Origin of the sequence: Vibrio spartinae, from assembly GCF_024347135.1 — a bacterium.
Lineage (GTDB): Bacteria > Pseudomonadota > Gammaproteobacteria > Enterobacterales > Vibrionaceae > Vibrio > Vibrio spartinae.
This window is the reverse complement of record NZ_AP024907.1, coordinates 1781351-1799330: the sequence shown is the minus strand read 5'-3', so window position 1 is coordinate 1799330 and position 17980 is coordinate 1781351. Positions and strand designations below refer to the sequence as shown.

Annotated in this window: 17 protein-coding genes; 8 read left to right on the top strand and 9 right to left on the bottom strand. The window is 45.2% G+C overall.

The features are described from left to right. Positions 1–65 precede the first annotated feature (65 nt). Both OCU60_RS07985 and OCU60_RS07980 read right to left on the bottom strand, forming a co-directional pair. The gene (locus OCU60_RS07985) at positions 66–899 is read right to left on the bottom strand and encodes an NmrA family NAD(P)-binding protein (protein WP_235862191.1); all 834 of its coding nucleotides are present in this window, start codon (positions 897–899) and stop codon (positions 66–68) included. A 442-nt stretch (positions 900–1341) separates the two neighbouring features. Continuing rightward, positions 1342–2235, bottom strand: coding sequence for a LysR family transcriptional regulator (locus OCU60_RS07980; RefSeq protein ID WP_074373637.1), 894 nt, complete (start codon positions 2233–2235; stop codon positions 1342–1344). 119 nt (positions 2236–2354) lie between these two features. Between OCU60_RS07980 and OCU60_RS07975 the strand changes: the two genes are divergently transcribed. Further along, entirely contained in the window at positions 2355–3143 is a 789-nt protein-coding gene (locus OCU60_RS07975; protein WP_074373636.1) for an NAD(P)H-dependent oxidoreductase, read from the top strand. Between the two features lie 99 nt (positions 3144–3242). Here OCU60_RS07975 and OCU60_RS07970 read toward each other — a convergent pair whose 3' ends face one another. The 3 genes from OCU60_RS07970 to rsuA all read right to left on the bottom strand — a co-directional run bounded on the left by OCU60_RS07970 (position 3243) and on the right by rsuA (position 5920). Beyond that, positions 3243–3923 carry a DUF2913 family protein gene (locus OCU60_RS07970; RefSeq protein WP_074373635.1) on the bottom strand — a complete coding sequence of 227 codons (681 nt, stop codon included), beginning with the start codon at positions 3921–3923 and terminating at the stop codon, positions 3243–3245. After that, the gene (locus OCU60_RS07965) at positions 3920–5137 is read right to left on the bottom strand and encodes a Bcr/CflA family multidrug efflux MFS transporter (protein ID WP_074373634.1); all 1218 of its coding nucleotides are present in this window, start codon (positions 5135–5137) and stop codon (positions 3920–3922) included. The genes OCU60_RS07970 and OCU60_RS07965 overlap by 4 nt, the downstream gene beginning before the upstream one ends. Positions 5138–5206: 69 nt before the next feature. Further along, on the bottom strand, positions 5207–5920 hold the full coding sequence (gene rsuA, locus OCU60_RS07960; protein WP_074373633.1) for a 16S rRNA pseudouridine(516) synthase RsuA: 714 nt from the start codon (positions 5918–5920) through the stop codon (positions 5207–5209). A gap of 89 nt (positions 5921–6009) precedes the next feature. Here rsuA and OCU60_RS07955 point away from each other — a divergent pair, with 89 nt between their 5' ends. From OCU60_RS07955 to OCU60_RS07940, 4 genes are all read left to right on the top strand, one after another. After that, positions 6010–7755 (top strand): DEAD/DEAH box helicase, encoded by a 1746-nt coding sequence (locus OCU60_RS07955; protein ID WP_074373632.1) that lies wholly within the window; start codon positions 6010–6012, stop codon positions 7753–7755. A 142-nt stretch (positions 7756–7897) separates the two neighbouring features. Next, entirely contained in the window at positions 7898–8176 is a 279-nt protein-coding gene (rplY, locus tag OCU60_RS07950; RefSeq protein ID WP_074373631.1) for a 50S ribosomal protein L25, read from the top strand. A gap of 482 nt (positions 8177–8658) precedes the next feature. Then, complete coding sequence (locus OCU60_RS07945) at positions 8659–8805, top strand: hypothetical protein (RefSeq protein ID WP_159439471.1); 147 nt, start codon at positions 8659–8661, stop codon at positions 8803–8805. 235 nt (positions 8806–9040) lie between these two features. Beyond that, the gene (locus OCU60_RS07940; protein WP_074373630.1) at positions 9041–9262 is read left to right on the top strand and encodes a hypothetical protein; all 222 of its coding nucleotides are present in this window, start codon (positions 9041–9043) and stop codon (positions 9260–9262) included. Between the two features lie 47 nt (positions 9263–9309). On the opposite strand, the gene OCU60_RS07935 is transcribed toward OCU60_RS07940, so the two are convergent. Then, complete coding sequence (locus OCU60_RS07935; RefSeq protein ID WP_074373629.1) at positions 9310–9561, bottom strand: DUF1289 domain-containing protein; 252 nt, start codon at positions 9559–9561, stop codon at positions 9310–9312. A gap of 293 nt (positions 9562–9854) precedes the next feature. Between OCU60_RS07935 and OCU60_RS07930 the strand changes: the two genes are divergently transcribed. After that, positions 9855–10298 carry an META domain-containing protein gene (locus OCU60_RS07930; protein ID WP_074373628.1) on the top strand — a complete coding sequence of 148 codons (444 nt, stop codon included), beginning with the start codon at positions 9855–9857 and terminating at the stop codon, positions 10296–10298. A 53-nt stretch (positions 10299–10351) separates the two neighbouring features. Here OCU60_RS07930 and OCU60_RS07925 read toward each other — a convergent pair whose 3' ends face one another. The 3 genes from OCU60_RS07925 to OCU60_RS07915 form a co-directional block, all read right to left on the bottom strand. Beyond that, on the bottom strand, positions 10352–11284 hold the full coding sequence (locus OCU60_RS07925; RefSeq protein WP_074373627.1) for a class I SAM-dependent methyltransferase: 933 nt from the start codon (positions 11282–11284) through the stop codon (positions 10352–10354). A gap of 7 nt (positions 11285–11291) precedes the next feature. Beyond that, positions 11292–11993 carry a TIGR01621 family pseudouridine synthase gene (locus tag OCU60_RS07920; protein ID WP_074373626.1) on the bottom strand — a complete coding sequence of 234 codons (702 nt, stop codon included), beginning with the start codon at positions 11991–11993 and terminating at the stop codon, positions 11292–11294. Between the two features lie 116 nt (positions 11994–12109). Continuing rightward, positions 12110–13453 carry a sodium-dependent transporter gene (locus OCU60_RS07915; RefSeq protein WP_074373625.1) on the bottom strand — a complete coding sequence of 448 codons (1344 nt, stop codon included), beginning with the start codon at positions 13451–13453 and terminating at the stop codon, positions 12110–12112. A 688-nt stretch (positions 13454–14141) separates the two neighbouring features. Between OCU60_RS07915 and OCU60_RS07910 the strand changes: the two genes are divergently transcribed. Together OCU60_RS07910 and cls are read left to right on the top strand one after the other, a co-directional pair. After that, positions 14142–16310, top strand: a complete 2169-nt coding sequence (locus OCU60_RS07910) for a methyl-accepting chemotaxis protein (RefSeq protein ID WP_074373624.1) — start codon at positions 14142–14144, stop codon at positions 16308–16310. Between the two features lie 146 nt (positions 16311–16456). After that, positions 16457–17911 (top strand): cardiolipin synthase, encoded by a 1455-nt coding sequence (gene cls, locus OCU60_RS07905; RefSeq protein WP_074373623.1) that lies wholly within the window; start codon positions 16457–16459, stop codon positions 17909–17911. The last annotated feature ends 69 nt before the right edge of the window (positions 17912–17980 follow it).

Sequence of the window (17980 nt, the reverse complement as noted above, 5' to 3'; positions counted from 1 at the left end):
CATCAACCAGACAGATAACTGCCCAATAACAAAATCGGGCAGTACTTTCGATTTCCTTTCTTTAGTTAGCCCCAGTAACCAGCCTCAATAGTCTTTGAAACATAGTCCGAAAACTTAGTTGGCTTACGTCCAATAGCTTCCTCCACTCCATGGGTTAAATTAGAATTGCGACCATCAAATACCACGGTGAACAACTCGTTGAGCAACCATTGATAGTCTTGTGGGACTTTTTGGCTTTCCAGAATGGTCAAGTAGTCATCAATGCTCACCGAGGTAAACGCGATCTTTTTTCCCAGTTGTTTAGATATTTCATCGACACAATCTCGGAAGGTTAATAGTTCTGGTCCCGTTACTTCGTAAAGGCGGTTACGTTTACTTGCGTCAACGAGTGCTGCTACTGCTACTTCCGCTATATCATCAGTGTCAATGAAAGGTTCTGGTGTGCTTGCCGCTGGCAAAACCAAGTTCCCATTTAGCACCCCCTCCGCCATAAAGCTTTCACTGAAATTCTGAGCAAACCATGACGCGCGAACCACGTTCCAATCTAAACCGCTGTTAATCAGAATTTGTTCTGCTTTCTCGGCCCCTTCTTCTCCACGACCAGATAGCAAAACAATATGTTCTACACCTTCTTTCTTAGCGACTTCTACAAAAGCTCGAATGTCACTTTCTGCATTGGGAACGGCTAGGTCTGGTTGATAGGTGACATAGGCTGATTTTGCACCTTTCAAGGCTTGAGACCAAGAATTTCTGTTGTTCCAATCGAAGTGAATAGCAGTACTTCGGGAGACCGGTCGAGTTTCAATTCCTAGATCACATAATAATTTATTAACTCTTACACCTGTCTTTGCGTTTTTGCCGATGATTACAATTGGTCCTGATGTATTAGTAGTAGTCAAAATGGCTCTCCTGTTTAATGTATTGTTGGCTAGGCACAAGAACATAATGCCCCAGGAGACTCACTGACAGATTGATGAGAAGTTCGGAAATGTTTACATAAAGTCCGGAAGATAAACTTTAACTAATGCAATATTCTGATCACCAACGTACATGCATAACAATTCAAATGAAAACCGCAGATTGAAACACTGATTTTGATAGAAAATGGGAGATTTCTTTCACCATCACTACGCTGCCAACCATTAGCAAAAGTACTGCGATCCCATTGGTACGATTCGCCACTGAAAAGATGAGATAACAAAGAATGGGGCAGATCTGAGCTAGCTGGCACTTTGATAGAAAAGTGCCACGAGTAAAACTTCATGTCTAGAAGCCTCTGGACATAAATGAGCCAGAGAGCCGACTCTCTCCCGAAGAACAAAACACAGTGCTCATCGGTCATTAAAGCATAATGTGACTGATCATTTCACGGACCCAGCGGTGTGCACTGTGACCGTGGGTGCGCTCATGCCACACCATTCCTACAGAAAATCCGGTTGATGTGACAGGCGAAGATACAACGGTTAAGTCCGTTCGCCCTAATGTCATACGTTTTGGTACCAGTGCTACAAAATTTGATTGAGTGACGAGCTCCGGAACAATCAGAAATGTGGCAACCGACAGTACAACATTGCGTGAATAGCCAAGTGCTTTGAGCGCTTGATCATGAGGTGTTAAAAATTTTCCGCCATCGAGAGATACGACAATGTGCTCAAGTCGGACATAATCTTCAAGGCTCATATCATCGACAAGCTGTGGATGACCCTTTCGGCCAATCAATACATAGACTTCATCATACAAATGTCTGGTACGTAAAGCGGGAGGTGCCGCTTCCGGTGTCATCAGAGCAAGGTCGACTTCACCATTCGCCAGCTGCGCTTCTAACCGGGCTGGCTCTAAGCTGCGTAACCCAACCTTCACGTTAGGTGCTTGCCGCCTTAAAGTTTCAATAATGGACAAGCCGATGACAGACTGAAGATAATCCGTACAAGCGAGCATCACGGTTAGGTCGGCTTGTTGTGGTTCAAAGTTTTGGTGCGTTGTCAGCGTATCCCGAACCTGATCTAACGCAAGACGCAAAGGCAAAGTTAACTCGAGTGCTTTAGCAGTAGGAATCATGCCACGCCGAGCTGGAATCAATAACTGATCATTGAACAAATCTCTCAGCCGACTGAGCTGGGTGCTGACTGCGGGCTGACTCAGATGTAACCGTGCAGCAGCCTTACTGACATTTTTCTCTTCCATTAAAACTTCAAATGTTACCAGTAAATTGAGATCCAGTTTTTTGGTATCCATTTAATCTATACCTACGAATAAATATTTATATTTCAGATATACCATATTTACCTGCACACTACATTCGGTATCGACAAGCAAAGCATCTCGCTTGCTGACATAACCTGAGGAAAAGACCAATGTCAAAAACTGTACTCGTTGTGTATGCCCACCCAGAACCGAAATCTCTGACGCGCCGATTCGTGTCCGACACTTTACAAACGTTAGATCGTCTTGGATATAACGTGCTGCAATCAGACCTATACAGCATGGGTTGGAAAGCGACTTTCGATGCAGCAGACTTTCCCCATCGGACCAATCCTGACCAGCTTATGTTTATCCAAGAATCAGAGCACGCTTATGTTACAGGCCAACAAACTCAGGACGTTATCGCAGAGCAGCAGAAGCTACTGGCCGCGGATGCTGTCATCTTTCATTTTCCACTTTGGTGGTTTGGTATGCCTGCTATTCTGAAAGGCTGGATAGACAGAGTGTATGCTTATGGTTTTGCTTACGGCTATCAAGGTAAGGGGAATCGCTATCGCTACGGCGACGGTATTTTCAAAGGTAAACGAGCAATACTGTCCGTCATGGTAGGAGGACCAGATCAAGATTATGGTCTGCGCGGGATTAATGGCTCCTTAGACGAGCTGTTATTCCCGATTACCCACGGGATGCTCTTTTTTCCGGGATTCGATGTCTTATCGACTCATGCTGTCTATGGAACAGGGAAATTAGAACCAGCGGCGCTTGAGGCAGAGCTTACCGCTTGGAATTCTCGCCTTGAACAGCTATTTGATGAAGCCCCTATCCCATTCCGTCGCCAAGATAGTGAGGATTATCATGCCAATATCTTAGCCGAGCATCTATCAAAAGGAGAAACGGGATTGATGATGCACATTGATAAGCAGCTGACAAAGCTCACCTAACGACGTAAAACGGAACGCATCCGATACAAATGCTGAACTTAAAAGGATGCTCCTTGATAAGTTCAATTTGAGGGGGCTTCAGCTTACGCTCACATCAACTCACTCAATCACAAATCCGAGGGGAATTTCTGCCAGTTGTTCTCCCCGATTCCCCGGATAGATCAAATACTCGCCGTGATATTTTACATTGGATTTATAATTGGTCTGTTTATGGACCATCAGACCTGCTTGCCAGGCTTGATCAACAAATTGGGTATGGTTGCCCCGTACAAATAAGCTCATCGGCTGCGTCAGGAACGCGCCATCAAAACAAGATTCACACTGCTGTGCACAAAGTGCTAATGAATCAGAGCTTTCCGTAAATAACTGCACTTTACCGCAGCCGACCAGCGGTTCTGAAGTGGCGATCTCCCACCCTGCTTCTGTCATGGTATCCAGAAACTGCTCAATCTGTTGATCGGTAATCTGTTGCCCGGTAATTTGCTGCCCGGCTGACGTATCAGTGGTAAAGAACAGGCCGTAATAAGCCGAGATCCGCTGAAATACACGTTCCAGTGCGGCATGATTCCCCTGAGAACGCCCGGCTTTTTGCCATCCTGTCAGGTCATCGCCGACACAGCGGTGAAAACGTTGCTGTTTTAAAGCGTTCGTCACCCAGCGAACCAGAAAATGATTGTTGGACACCGGCGCATTCACCAGTTGGCCGCGTTGGTGCGCTTGTGCTAATTCCGTCAACGCCGTATTCACTACCCGCTGAATTTCATCATGATAGGTCATCATGCGCTCCTTAAGCTCTTTTCAGACACCCAGTAACTCACCCCAGATAATACGGAACAGACCGCCATACTGAACACCATCGGCCAGACTGCATCGCCGGGCATTGCCGCAACAATCACCCCGACGATCGAGCCGACACCGAAACGAAACGTACCCGCCAATGACGAAACGGTTCCGGCAATGTGCGGATAGCCACTCATGAGCAGCCCCATCGCATTACTGCCGATGGTTGAAATCATCCCGATAAAGAGCACCACAAACGGCACGGTTCCCCATAATCCCCAGTCAAAGAACCAACCGATTAACAATCCGAGACCCGCCACAAACTGAATCAATAACCCAAAACGAAGCATGATGATCGAGCCGACTTTTTTGACAAAGCGACTGTTCACACTGGTCATCAACATAATACCTAAGATATTCAGACCAAACAGATAACCGAATTTATCCGGACTCACACCATAAATATCAACGTAAACAAACGAGCCAGCCGTTAAGAAAGAAAACATCCCGGCAAAAGAGAATCCGCCACAAAGCATCAGACCGAGAGAGCGTTTTGACTGACACAATTGCCAATAGTTTTTCAGGGTCCGTTTCAAATCTAATGACTGACGGTTTTCTTCTTTTAAGGTTTCAGGAATCTTCCACAGCACCATCAAAATAACGAGCAACGCAAACCCCGTCAGCACCCAGAAAATTGAGCGCCAGCCGAACAAGACCGCCAAATGCCCCCCTAACATAGGAGCAACCAAGGGTGCCAGCGTGATAACCAGCGTAATAAAGGACATCGCCTTGGCAAAATTTTCCTGATTAAACATGTCACGCACGACTGCCTGAATCACAACTGCAGCGGCTGCACCGGCAAACCCTTGTGCGGCACGAATATAGGTCAGCGCTTCAATATCGTTAACACTGGCACATACAACCGAGCAAAGACCAAACAAAACGATCCCGAGTAACATAACCGGACGACGACCATAGCTATCCGAAAACGGGCCTTGAACAAGCTGCCCCACTGTAAATCCGGCCGTATAGGCCGTTAAAGTCATCTGCACCGCCCCGGCACTCACCCCTAAATCACGGGCAATCACGGGCATGGCCGGAAGATACATATCAATCGCTAATGGAGTAATCGCACCAATCGCACCTAAAATAATAAAAAGTAATAAGTCCATCCGAGGAGAACTGTCATGTTTTAATGCCTGCCCAGTACTCATAAATCTCCTATTTAAGTGATTGCCACCGTTCAAATGAACGCATGATACTGATTAATAAGCAATAACATGCTAAACATCCGCAGCCGGGTTTTCCCAGACCGACTGCACTTCAGCCTCGGTCAGATACCGATACTCCCCCGGAGCCAGCGTATCATCGAGACAGATTTGTCCGACTTGCTCCCGGTGTAATCCGACGACTTTGTTGCCAATGGCAGCAAACATGCGTTTCACCTGATGATATTTGCCTTCATAAATTTTCAGGCGCGCTTCCTTTTCATCAAGAATTTCAAGTTGGGCCGGTAAAGTCAGTTCCCGTTCATTGCGTAACTGAATTCCCTGTTTAAATTGGGCAACAGCATCCTCTGCAATCGGATCAGCCAGCCACACATGATAGACCTTGGCACATTGATGTTTAGGCGAAGTCACCCGGTGAGACCACTGACCATCATCGGTAATCAACACGAGACCGGTCGTATCAACATCCAACCGCCCCGCAAAATGCAAATGTTTCAGATGAGGCTCATCGAGCAACATAAAAGCTGTTTCATTAAAGCCATCTTCGTGAGAGCACACATAATCTTCAGGCTTATACAACATAATATACTTAGGCCCGTGCAACCGTATCGGTTGATCCTGCCACGTAACTTCATCTGCTGCGGTCAGTTTCAGCGCGCCACTTTTTTGAACCTGTTCATTGACACAAACCTCACCCTGTTTGATGACCTTCGTTGCTTCTCTACGAGTGATGCCTAAAGCATCACATAAAAATTTATCCAGACGCATGCGTACCTCATGATATTGAAGTGCGCTATTATAGCTACCTATCAGCCATTAGTTGAGCAGTTTCACACTTTTCTTGAATAATTGAATCTATGTATACACTTCGTCCTTATCAAAGTGATGCTGTGAAAGCGGTCATCCATTATTTTCGTCATCACCATACTCCGGCAGTCATTGTCTTACCGACAGGCGCGGGAAAGAGCCTTGTCATTGCAGAACTGGCCCGACTGGCAAAAGGACGGGTTCTCGTGCTGGCTCATGTGAAAGAGTTGGTTGAACAAAATCATGAAAAATATGAAGGGTACGGCCTGAACGGTGCCATCTTTTCTGCCGGACTTGGCAGAAAGGAGACCGATCAACAAGTGGTCTTTGCATCCGTTCAGTCGGTTGCTCGTCACTTATCGGCATTTAGCCATCAGTTTTCGCTGCTCGTCATCGATGAATGTCATCGCGTGCCGGACAATCAAGACAGCAGCTATCAGAAAGTCATTTCACACCTTCAGGCCAATAATCCCGGGATTAAAATCCTTGGCTTAACGGCGACGCCCTATCGGCTGGGGATGGGTTGGATCTATCAATACCATACCCGCGGTCAGGTTCGCAGTGAACAACCCCGTTTTTTCCGGGATTGTATTTTCGAGCTGCCGATTCACTATCTGTTAGATGAAGCGTTTTTGACGCCGGCAAAGTTGATTGATGCACCGGTACTCAGTTATGACTTTTCTCAAGTCAAACCGATGGCAACCGGTGTGTATAAAACCTCTGAACTGGACAAAGTCATTTCGCAAGCAAAACGAGCGACGCCTCAGATTATTGCTCAGGTCATCCAACAAGCTCAAGACCGACATGGCGTGATGATCTTTGCCGCAACCGTTCATCATGCCCGGGAAATCTATGCCCTGCTTCCCGAATCAGAAACAGCAATCATCACCGGTGAGACACCGGCCCAAGAACGAGATCAGCTGATTCGGCAATTTAAACAGCGTCAGTTGAAATATATGGTCAACGTCTCGGTATTAACCACAGGCTTTGATGCCCCTCATGTAGATCTAATCGCGATTCTCCGCCCGACCGAATCCGTCAGTCTCTATCAGCAAATTATTGGCCGGGGATTACGTCTTTCTCCCGGTAAGCAAGATTGCCTGATCCTCGATTATGCCGGTAATCAATACGATCTCGAGCAACCCGAAATTGGCGAACCCAAACCCGATAGCCAAAGTGAGATTGTCACCGTCCCTTGCCCCGCATGTGGTTTTAACAATAATTTTTGGGGCAAGTTAGATGCCGGCGGATTTCTGATCGAACATTACGGACGACGGTGTCAGGGCTACTTTACTGATGAAGACACGCAAGAACGGCATCATTGTGACTATCGTTTCCGGGCGAAATATTGTCATGAGTGTGGTGCCGACAATGATATTGCCGCTCGCTTCTGCCATGAATGCCAGGCCATACTGGTCGATCCGGATAAAAAACTGAAAGAAGCCCTCAATCTGAAAGATGCATTAGTGTTTGAATGTCTGAATATGGAGCTCAATCTACATAAAGATAATCACGGCAAAAACCAGTTAAAAATCACTTACCACGGAGAGAATCAGGCTCAAGTTCATGAATTTTGGCCTTTGACAACCCAAAAACAGAAACGGCTGTTTCATCAACGTTTCGTCAGGCCCCATCTGGCAGATAAACACCGGCCATTTCTCGAATCGTCACCAAGCCGAGTCATCGCTCATCAACATCGGTTTCGGTTGCCACAATTTGTGATAGCCCGAAAATCGGGCCGTTTCTGGAAACTCAGAGATAAGATATTTGCCGATGAATTGAGCCAAAAACATTAGATCACAAGATACTTATTGCCCGTAAATGCAGAGAATGATAGTATCCGCGCTCGTTTCATTATCTGTGTGAAACGGACTTCGTCTGGCAAGGTCGCATTGCCAGACTTAACCAAACCATTTACTAATTTTGAGAGTAAATAATATGAAACTTGAAGCAGTTTTACGTACTGAACTAGGTAAAGGTGCGAGCCGCCGCCTACGTCATGCTGGTCTATTCCCAGCTATCGTTTACGGTGGTGATGCAGCCCCTGTATCTATCGCACTGACCCATGATGATGTCATCAACCAAATGGACAAGCCTGAATTCTACGAAGCAATCACTCTTGTGATTGACGGTGCAGAAGTTAAGGTGAAACCACAAGATGTGCAACGTCATGTGTTCAAGCCAAAAGTAACACACATGGACTTCATCCGTATCTAATTCTCTTTAGAATTAGCCGGAGTAATCCAGCACCTTTTGCATAAAGATAATCGGCTTTACCAACCGTGATATCTACAATTTAGAAACCCCGATGACTACCAAACATCGGGGTTTCGCTATTTTATTCGCCTTCCCACGCTAAACGATGATAGTAGAGAAGCAATCTCGTTATGAAACGTTTAATAAATAAACAAAAAACCGCAACCCGCCCTTCGCTTTGATCAATTTTTGTTCAAAATAGCTCGAAAACACCCCTCTCTTCCCGTATACTCGGGGCAATAATCAAGCACAACATAACGATTACAGACACAACGTACATAAATAATAAACGTACATGAATAATAATAGTAAAGCGATGAATCGCTAAAACAGATAACAGCTCCGATTCATTCTGCTTCAGGTCTCTAACAACGGTAAGTTCGGCTAACGTATGAGCAATGCTCTCGTTAGCCTTTTTATTTTTATCTTGAGGGGACTTGCAGATGAATTCTGAAACACAAGCGCAAAAACAAATTATCGCTAGCCTGAAAACCATTGGAAACAACTTTCTGAAAACAAGCAAACACTTGCGTAATGTTGAGAAAAGCTGTCGTGACGCTTCCGAAAAATTTCAGCAAACGACACGCTAATTTGACCGGACACGACAAACCCAGTCGTCACTAAACCACTGCCCGAAGAGATAGTCCAATGACTATCTCTTTTTTTATCTGTGTTTCACGACACCTAACTTCGTACGCTGGTATTGGCACATCTTTAAGTATTTTTTGCCCAAGATCAAAAATAACGGAAAACTCAAGCAGTCCTTATTGACGCAGTCATACAAAGTGACTATTTTTTGTACAACACTCACCAGTAGGAGGTCACATGAAACATTCAAGTTCAACATATCGACTCAATATGATTAAGGAGGTCGCCCTAAAACAACACGGTCAATCTAATGATCCAATGGCAAACTACATCCATCACCTACTCCATGAACAACCTCGACATGAAAGAAAAGCAGATAGTAACCGTCAATTTACGGGCAATCATTTTGATGAGCAGGCTGGTGGTTGGGTCAATGATCGCTGGCACACCAACAAATAATCAAAAAACTGGGTCACACGGCGCTTCACATCTGCCTAAAACATCATTCAAAATAGATCGCGCTGCGGGCTTTGCGAGTCGTGTTTGTCCAGATGACCAGCAGTTTGTTTTTTAGCCATTTTACGGCGATAACGCATTTTGCATAATTGAATGACATGGATCTTCTCAGCCGAACTCATCTTCAACCAACGAAGACGTTCGTCTCGGTTTCTCATACAGCCCCGACAATAACCTTTTTCATCCACTTCACACACTCGGATACAAGGGCTGGGAATATCAAAAAATTCGAGTTGTTCCATGTCTTATGATCCAAAATCTGGTGCGATATCCATAGTTTCGTTCAATATGGCTTACGTCTGGAATGTATTTTCGTTCCGTTATTTCACTCCGGTGATTGAAATATCAAAATCCTTCTTTACAATCCCCGTTGGGAATTGGTTAACTTCGCCAAATTGTATTTGCATATCATGACGAGTCGTCCAGCCCCTCAAGTAAGGTTACCGGATATATTCTTTGAGTATCCAGATTGACCGTAAATCTATATGCAAAAAGAATAACAACGTCACAATTTTAACAATCAAAGGTTGGTTATATGAAGCTTAGTTCAAAGGCTATCGTCACAACAATCACATTCTCAGCTTTGGCTGGCTTGGCAGGGTGCGCGAGTAAAGATAAGCCGATTCAGTTGTCTGAACTGCAAACACCTCAGTGGCATCTGGTCGAGTTGGATGGCAAAGCTTTGGAACGCCCGAAAGGAAAAAAAGCACCATCACTCGGTGTTGATCAAAAAATGACGGCTACCGGGCTGGCGGGTTGTAATGATTATGTTGGTGAAGTAGACATCGATGTCGATTCACATGAGTTCAGAATTACCCATTTGAACTCAACGATGAAATTGTGCCTGAAAAAATCAATGGCACTCAATAACACCGTTATATCAACGCTCTCCGAATGGAGTCGCATCGACATTGATAAAAACAAACTGACCTTAAAAGGTGAAAAACATACCCTTGTATTTCAGGCTCAGAGCAAGTAGCTATGCGCTCCCGGTGGCAAATACCACCGGGAACAGCCGTATCAGGTCTCGGTTCAATGAAACACGAGTGCTTTCAAACCAGACTCCGGATCGACATCAGCAAATTCAGGTGGATTTTCTAAACGCTGGCTGAGCGTCAGTGTCGGTGCTTCTTCACGCATACTCTGAATCAGAAAATCACTTGGAACCATCGGCGCATTCACACAAGCAAGCACCTGCCCGTCTTCGGCCAACCAATCATTCAAACGCCTTAAAATTTTCCGATAATCTTTGGTCAAAGCAAAGCTGCCTTTTTGAAAGGTCGGTGGATCAATGACGATTAAATCATATGGACCATATTTTTTGATTTTTCCCCATGATTTCAATAAATCATGGGCCAGAAAATGGACATCACTGACATCATGTTGATTGAGGAGATGATTGTCCCGCCCTTTCGCCAATGAAGATTTGGCCATATCAAGATTGACGACCTGGTCGGCGCCACCGGCAATCGCCGCAACAGAGAAGCCACAGGTATAAGCGAAAAGGTTCAACACTTTCTTACCGGCCGCTTGTTCTCTCACCCAGCGTCGCCCATAACGCATATCGAGAAATAGACCACAGTTCTGATTCCGTCCAATATCCAGTTGATACTTTAAGCCATCCTCGATTGCGACCGGATGTGATGTCAACGTTCCCCACAACACTTCAACAGGCGCACCTTGCGCATAACGATGCTGGATGACAATACTTTTTCCACCGCATTGTTGCCAATACGCTTGTCGTGTCAGATCGTGTAACCCTTGACGTAACAGATGCATAAACTGTTCATCAGGCGCTTTAAAAAGGCTCACCACCAGTTGCTGCGCTAACCAGTCTGCCGTCAGTTGCTCCAGACCTGGCCAGCATCGTCCCCGGCCATGAAACACACGTCTGATTTCAAAGAATTCAGGTTCAAGTTGCTGCTCAAGGTGTTGAAAAAAAACTGTTAGTTGATTGCTATCCATAATAAATTCAAGGCTTTCGTTTAATTTTAGGCCAATCGAGTAACCACGGTTCAGACCACGTTTCAATACCGTGGACAATCGCAGGCTCCCGCCACTTCTCACCCATGACATCATCATGTCTCGGATCACAGATAAACTGGTGCCACTCACCAGCATACGGAAATGCCAATGCGTAAGCATGTAAATAGCCACGATCCGCACTATGGCTGTTGTGATAAATGGGATCACCGACGATTGCAGAACCAATCGACTTCAGTGCGACTCGGATTTGGTGGGTTTTACCCGTCAAAGGGCGACAAATAAACAAGCGTTCTCCTTGTTCACCAGCGGTCGAAAAAAACTGAGTGATTGCAGGATTGGTTTGTGCCGTCGTCAGCATCCATCCGGAACGACGAGAACGAACCATATCACCACAAATGATCCCCTGCTTCTTCTTTGGCTTTTTCGCACCAATTGCCAAATAGTATTTCTCAACCATTCGTTCGGCAAAACAGGCTGATAATGCTCGGGCTGCATCAGCAGAACGAGCCAACAACAACAGCCCTGATGTCATCTTGTCCAGTCGATGGACCAGATAAAGCGGTCCGCCTCCCAGTTGACGACTCACTTCATGGACAAGCATGGTGTCCCCATCATCTTTATGCACCGAAACACCGGGATATTTGTGAATCAACACAAAGTCGGCATGAACAAATAATATACGAAACACGGCATCCTCCACGTCAGGCGGTGGAGTATAGAGGGAAAGTAGGAGAAACAAAACCGACAGTCATAAAAACACCTTCCCGAAGGAAGGTGTTTTGGCAGGAAATTTCAGTTGAGTCATTAGATTAATGGGTAAGCAAATACCATGATGATCGCAACCGGACAAATAAAACGAACGTACCACGGCCAAATCTTCCAAAAGAAGCCTTGTTCGATCTCCGGATAACCTTGCTTAATTTCATTGAGCAGTTTATTCCGGTTCCAAATCCAGCCAACCACAACAGCCCAAGCGGCACCAAGCAATGGCTGCATATACACGGTCGTAATATCAGCCACTAAACCAAAAAGCTGACCAAAATTGAGGCAAATCACAATGCTAATGAATAGGATCAAACCACCGATCAACCAAGTCGCTTTTGAACGCCCCCACCCAAGCTCATCCTGAGCACAGGAAACCGGGACTTCAAGCATCGAAATTGCAGATGTCAGGGCCGCAATGACCATCAAAACAAAAAAACCGAATCCGAGTAATGCCCCGATATTCCCCATGGTTTCAAACATGGCAGGCAACACTTTAAAAACTAAATCACCGGAACTTTTCAGCGCACCGCTTTCAGTGAAAATATCAACACCGTTGTTTTTCGCAACATACATTGCCGGTAAAATCAGTAATCCGGCAGAGAAAGCAACACCGGTGTCAATCGAAGCAACTTGCGCAGCGATCTTGGGAAGATTGACATCTTTTTTCAGATACGAGCCATAAACCATCATTGAACCGCATCCCAGTGACAGGGAGAAAAATGCCTGGCCCATGGCATCAACAAACAATCCACCATGGAGCTGAGACAGATCCGGGACCAAATACATCTTCAGCCCTTCCATCGCACCGTCTTGAGTGAAGATGTATAGAATCATCACCGCAAACAAGACGAATAACATAGGCATCAATCGTGTTGACCAGCGCTCAATGCCATCAGCAACGCCTCGCAGCACAACCAAAATCGTTAATAGAGAAAAAATAACTGTAAAAATGAGATTACGTGAAACACCGAAATCCACTAACCAACTTGAGGTTTGATGAAAGCCAGCCAAATCAATCGCCGGAGCGATGGCATAGCTGACCAACCAACCCGCAAGAATTGAATAGAAGCTCAGGATAAATGATGCGGTCACAATCGCAATCAGTCCAAACCCACCGGCAAGCGCACGATTTTTAGTCCAGATTGATTTTAAGGAGGAAATAGGATTTGCCTGCCCATGTCGCCCGATAGTCAGTTCAGCCACAAGCATTGGAAATGCCAGCAAAAAGACCATCACAAGATAGATCACCAAAAAAGCAGCGCCCCCGTTACTGGCAGCTTTGGTGGGAAATCCCCAGACATTACCCAGACCGACCGCTGAGCCAGCAGCTGCCATAATAAAGCCAAGTTTCGAAGAAAAATGACCTCTTGTATTACTTGCCATATGTTTTATACCAATTTTTATGCCGATATTGTGTTTACACTGAATGGAACCAGATGGGTGTAAAATAAAATGTACATTTACTCAAAATTCTACTGATTCGCAAAGCGTGGCAAGTAAAACAGTTTGTCCTTAAAATTGGAAGGCCAAACAGTTTTATTTATTGATAGTGTCCTATTTTATCGAGTTACATGCCGATTTTTTAACCACCCCCTGACGATTTATCTCTGCTTTAACAAAAGAACAACAAGAAATCTTGCAAACCGGTTCCCTCTTCCTTGTTAAAAACATCATGACTGCGTTATCCGTTTTCATCCCGCCTTCCCGATGTGCTCATATCATAGAAAACAGATATAAGTCACAGTGAATTACGACTAAAAAGTTATGTATCACGAATACATTCATCTATGCTTATAGGACTTGTTTTTTTGCCATCAGGGTTGCTGGCTAGGCCGCTCATCGATTCACAATTCATACAATAACTGTAATCCAATTGAGATACATCAGGCTATATTCATATCTATGCTTATTTAATTCAATGAATCATCACTTTTCATTGACGAGTGAAACCAAGGCTAAAGACATGAATTTTCATCTGAAACTCCATATCACAAACAGCTGAATAACATTGGTTCACATCGAGGCAGGCATGTACCAAATCAAATTGGGATAATAATTCAGGGAAGCCTTTATGACATTTAAATCGATTCAAACCAAGATAGCGCTCACCGCAGGTATCTGTTTATTTATTACTTCTGGCATCTTAGTCGGATATGGCGTTTATTCCGCTTCAACCACACAACAATTGGTTTCTCAACAAGTCTCAACTATTGTCAAAACAATCACGATTAACGAACTAGAAGCAACTGCCGCCAAGTATGCCCAATCGATTAGCCGACGCCTTGAAAAAGGTCTCAATACAGCACGGACATTAGCAGAGGTCACGTCTGCTTCGAAAGTCTACGAAGATGCCAACCGAGTCGAATTACTCAACCGACAATCGTTCAATGATATGTTGTTAGCTATCTTGAAGAATAACCCTGATCTCAATGGCTCATATAGTTGCTGGGCACCAAACGCTTTTGACAACCAAGACTATCTCAATGCAAACAGCTTGAATGGTAATAATGAAGACACCGGACGTTATACCCCCTACTGGACACGCGATCAGTCTGGTAAAATTGAAGTTCAGCCATTAGTCGAATATGACTCCACTGAACCTCATCCGAATGGCGTGATCAAAGGTGCCTGGTATCAGGTTCCTGAAAAAACATTGCACGAAACAGTAACCGCACCACTGCCTTATGTGGTTCAAGGAAAAAATGTCTGGCTGGCAACTTTATCCGCCCCTGTCATTGTCAATGGTGAGTTCAAAGGGGTTGTGGGCACCGACTACAACCTCGATTTTGTCCAACAACTCAGCCAGCAAATCTCTTCGAAACTGTATGATGGTCATTCTCAAATCTCAATTCTGACAGACTCGGGATTGGTTATCGCAGACAGTCAAAAGCCAGAGTTCATTGGCAAATCAATTGATGGATTATTCGGCGCTAAGAGCGCTCAAATCATGGCCGTTATCCAGCAGAAACAGCCGTTAACGCATGCCGATGATCAAGACAATCTCATCGAAATATATGTACCGATTTCATTAGGCAATAGCGGTATCACTTGGTTTATTCTGATCCGCGTCGATCAGGCGCTGGTGCTGGAAAATGTGCACCAACTTTCCCAAAAGCTTGCTGATAACAATCAAGAAGATATGACTTGGCAAATTCTCATTGGCTTAGGGATTACGATACTTGCAATTGGAGCCTTGTTCCTGATGGCCAGAACACTGGCGCGACCAATTTTGGCTGCGGTGAATATGGCTCAGTCAATTTCTAGTGGTCAGTTCCACAGCCGTCTGAATTATCATTCGGCCGATGAAGTCGGTCAATTATCCAAGGCACTAGACAACATGGCGGATAGCTTACAAAAACAAGTGTCAGTGACTGAGCAAATCTCCAAGGGAGACCTCAACCTCACCGTTGAACTTGCATCTGAGCAAGATCAACTCGGTCATGCTCTGACACAGATGGTGAATGATTTGAATACATTAGTCAGTCAAATCAGTCATCGCTCAGGTGTGATTACTCAAAATGCCGATACCATTGCCGGACTGAGTCAAGATTTAGCCAATGGTGCGACCAATTCAGCATCGTCTGTTACGGAAATCAGTGCCACCATCGCCCAGATTACCGCACAAATCAAAGAAAGTTCAGGCCATGCAGAACAAGCCAGTAACCTGTCACAACAATCGCTACAATCCGCTGAGAATGGCAATGAACTGATGACTGAACTCAGAAGTGCGATGCAAGAGATCGAGTCATCAGGCAATGATATCAACCATATTATTCAATCGATTGAAGAGATTGCTGAACAGACGAACTTACTGGCACTGAATGCGGCGATCGAAGCCGCTCGCGCCGGAGAACAAGGCCGTGGTTTTGCGGTCGTCGCTGATGAAGTCCGCCAGTTGGCAGCCCGCAGTGCAAAAGCTGTACAACAAACGGCCTCACTCATCGAAACCTCAGCGCAAAGAACCAAACGCGGGATCCAGCTCTCAGAACAAACCGCAGCAGCGTTGGACAAAATCGTGCAGAGTGTTAGTGAAGTCTCAACGTTAGTGAATGGAATTGCTCAGGCAGCGACAGAGCAGGCAACGGGTGCGGAACAGATCAATTTAGGCATCCATCAGATTGATGAAGTGACACATCAAAACACCACAAATTCAGAACAGTGTGCTCAGTCCGCTCAAGAACTCACCGAACAATCTGAACAGCTCAACGGTTTAATTCAACAATTTAAACTCAGAAGCTAACGTCCTCTGGGAGAAATAAAAATATCAACACCAAGCCCCCACACCTATCAATTGTAACAATTGATAGGTGTGGGTGAATCTTGCTTCCCTAAACGATACTTTCACATTAATATCCATGAAGAGATAAAACGGATATACAACGGTATATGGATAAAATTTATCACATCCTCACTTTAGTCAGCATTGGTATCTATTGGTTACTAGTCGCACTTGTGACGTTTCGAATCGTTTTTAAAAAGAGAGCCGTCAGTGTTTCTCTGGCATGGCTGATGGTCATCTATATTCTGCCGATTCTTGGCGTTTTCTGCTATTTCCTCTTCGGAGAGCTCAATCTTGGCAGAAAAAGGGCTGAGCTAGCCAAAACGATGTCACCTTCTTTCGGCGAATGGTTTACGCAACTGAATCACTGTCAGGCTCACATTACCGAGAATATGGGTGCACACATCTATAAAATCGATGAACTCTGTAATCATCGCATGGGGATTCCGGCTCTCAGCGGAAACACGCTGGCGCTACAGCGCGATCCGAAGGTCATTCTGAATTCAATCATCGCAGATATTGAACAGGCACAGCGTTCTATCCGCATGGTTTTTTATATATGGCATGTCGGCGGACTGGCAGATGCCGTCGCCTCAAGTCTTATTCAGGCAGTGAAACGGGGGGTCGATGTCAAAATACTGCTAGACTCTGCGGGCAGTCACCGTTTTATCAAAAGCCACTGGTACCACATGATGACCGATGCCGGCGTTCAGATCGTTCAGGCACTGGAAGTCCGCCCGTGGCGTATTTTTCTGCATCGTCTTGATCTCCGCCAACACCGAAAAATTATTGTGATTGATGATCTGGTGGCTTATACAGGCTCAATGAATTTGGTCGATCCGGCGTTTTTCAAACAGGACTCCGGTGTCGGTCAGTGGATTGATATTATGGTCCGTCTCACAGGGCCGACCGTAAATGTGCTGGCAGCAATTCACTGCTGGGATTGGGAATTTGAAACTGGCGTCAGAGAGTTTCCGCAAGTTCCCCAGTGTCGCATTGATGACGGTTTACCACGCCATCCGATTCAGGTCGTCCCATCTGGGCCGGGGATGCCCGAATACTTGATTTCTCAGGCACTGATCCTCGCCATTCACCAGTCCAATGAGTCCATCAGAATCACCACCCCTTATTTCGTGCCCAGTTCTGAGCTGCTCTCTGCGCTGAAAACCGCGGCCCAACGGGGAATCAGCATTGATCTCATCATTCCCCATAAGAATGATTCAACCATGGTCAAGTGGGCTTCTCGCTCATTTTACGGTGAGTTACTGGATATCGGTATCACCATCTATGAGTTTTATGGTGGTCTGCTCCACACCAAATCCGTTGTCATCGATCAACAATTTTGTCTGGTCGGCACCGTCAATATGGATATGCGTAGCCTATGGTTAAATTTTGAAGTCACGCTGGCTGTTGATGATATTGAATTTACCCAAAAGCTATCTCGATTGCAGGATGAATATATTCAGCAATCCTATCCTGTGACGGATGAAGAATGGCAAAATCGGCCCCATTACAATCGACTTTTAGAACGGATTTTCTACCTTTTTAACCCATTATTGTGACTTTTTTTATTCTCAGGGTTGAAATGCATATCTCTCCCATGTTTTAAATAAATAATCACTGAATTCGCC

Coding starts and splice junctions, on each gene's coding strand:
- OCU60_RS07940 (WP_074373630.1), top strand. CDS start 9,041: ATGAAACATTCAAGTTCAACATATCGACTCAATATGATTAAGGAGGTC.
- OCU60_RS07935 (WP_074373629.1), bottom strand. CDS start 9,561: ATGGAACAACTCGAATTTTTTGATATTCCCAGCCCTTGTATCCGAGTG.
- OCU60_RS07970 (WP_074373635.1), bottom strand. CDS start 3,923: ATGATGACCTATCATGATGAAATTCAGCGGGTAGTGAATACGGCGTTG.
- cls (WP_074373623.1), top strand. CDS start 16,457: ATGGATAAAATTTATCACATCCTCACTTTAGTCAGCATTGGTATCTAT.
- OCU60_RS07975 (WP_074373636.1), top strand. CDS start 2,355: ATGTCAAAAACTGTACTCGTTGTGTATGCCCACCCAGAACCGAAATCT.
- OCU60_RS07965 (WP_074373634.1), bottom strand. CDS start 5,137: ATGAGTACTGGGCAGGCATTAAAACATGACAGTTCTCCTCGGATGGAC.
- rsuA (WP_074373633.1), bottom strand. CDS start 5,920: ATGCGTCTGGATAAATTTTTATGTGATGCTTTAGGCATCACTCGTAGA.
- OCU60_RS07980 (WP_074373637.1), bottom strand. CDS start 2,235: ATGGATACCAAAAAACTGGATCTCAATTTACTGGTAACATTTGAAGTT.
- OCU60_RS07915 (WP_074373625.1), bottom strand. CDS start 13,453: ATGGCAAGTAATACAAGAGGTCATTTTTCTTCGAAACTTGGCTTTATT.
- OCU60_RS07945 (WP_159439471.1), top strand. CDS start 8,659: ATGAATTCTGAAACACAAGCGCAAAAACAAATTATCGCTAGCCTGAAA.
- OCU60_RS07925 (WP_074373627.1), bottom strand. CDS start 11,284: ATGGATAGCAATCAACTAACAGTTTTTTTTCAACACCTTGAGCAGCAA.
- OCU60_RS07930 (WP_074373628.1), top strand. CDS start 9,855: ATGAAGCTTAGTTCAAAGGCTATCGTCACAACAATCACATTCTCAGCT.
- OCU60_RS07955 (WP_074373632.1), top strand. CDS start 6,010: ATGTATACACTTCGTCCTTATCAAAGTGATGCTGTGAAAGCGGTCATC.
- OCU60_RS07910 (WP_074373624.1), top strand. CDS start 14,142: ATGACATTTAAATCGATTCAAACCAAGATAGCGCTCACCGCAGGTATC.
- rplY (WP_074373631.1), top strand. CDS start 7,898: ATGAAACTTGAAGCAGTTTTACGTACTGAACTAGGTAAAGGTGCGAGC.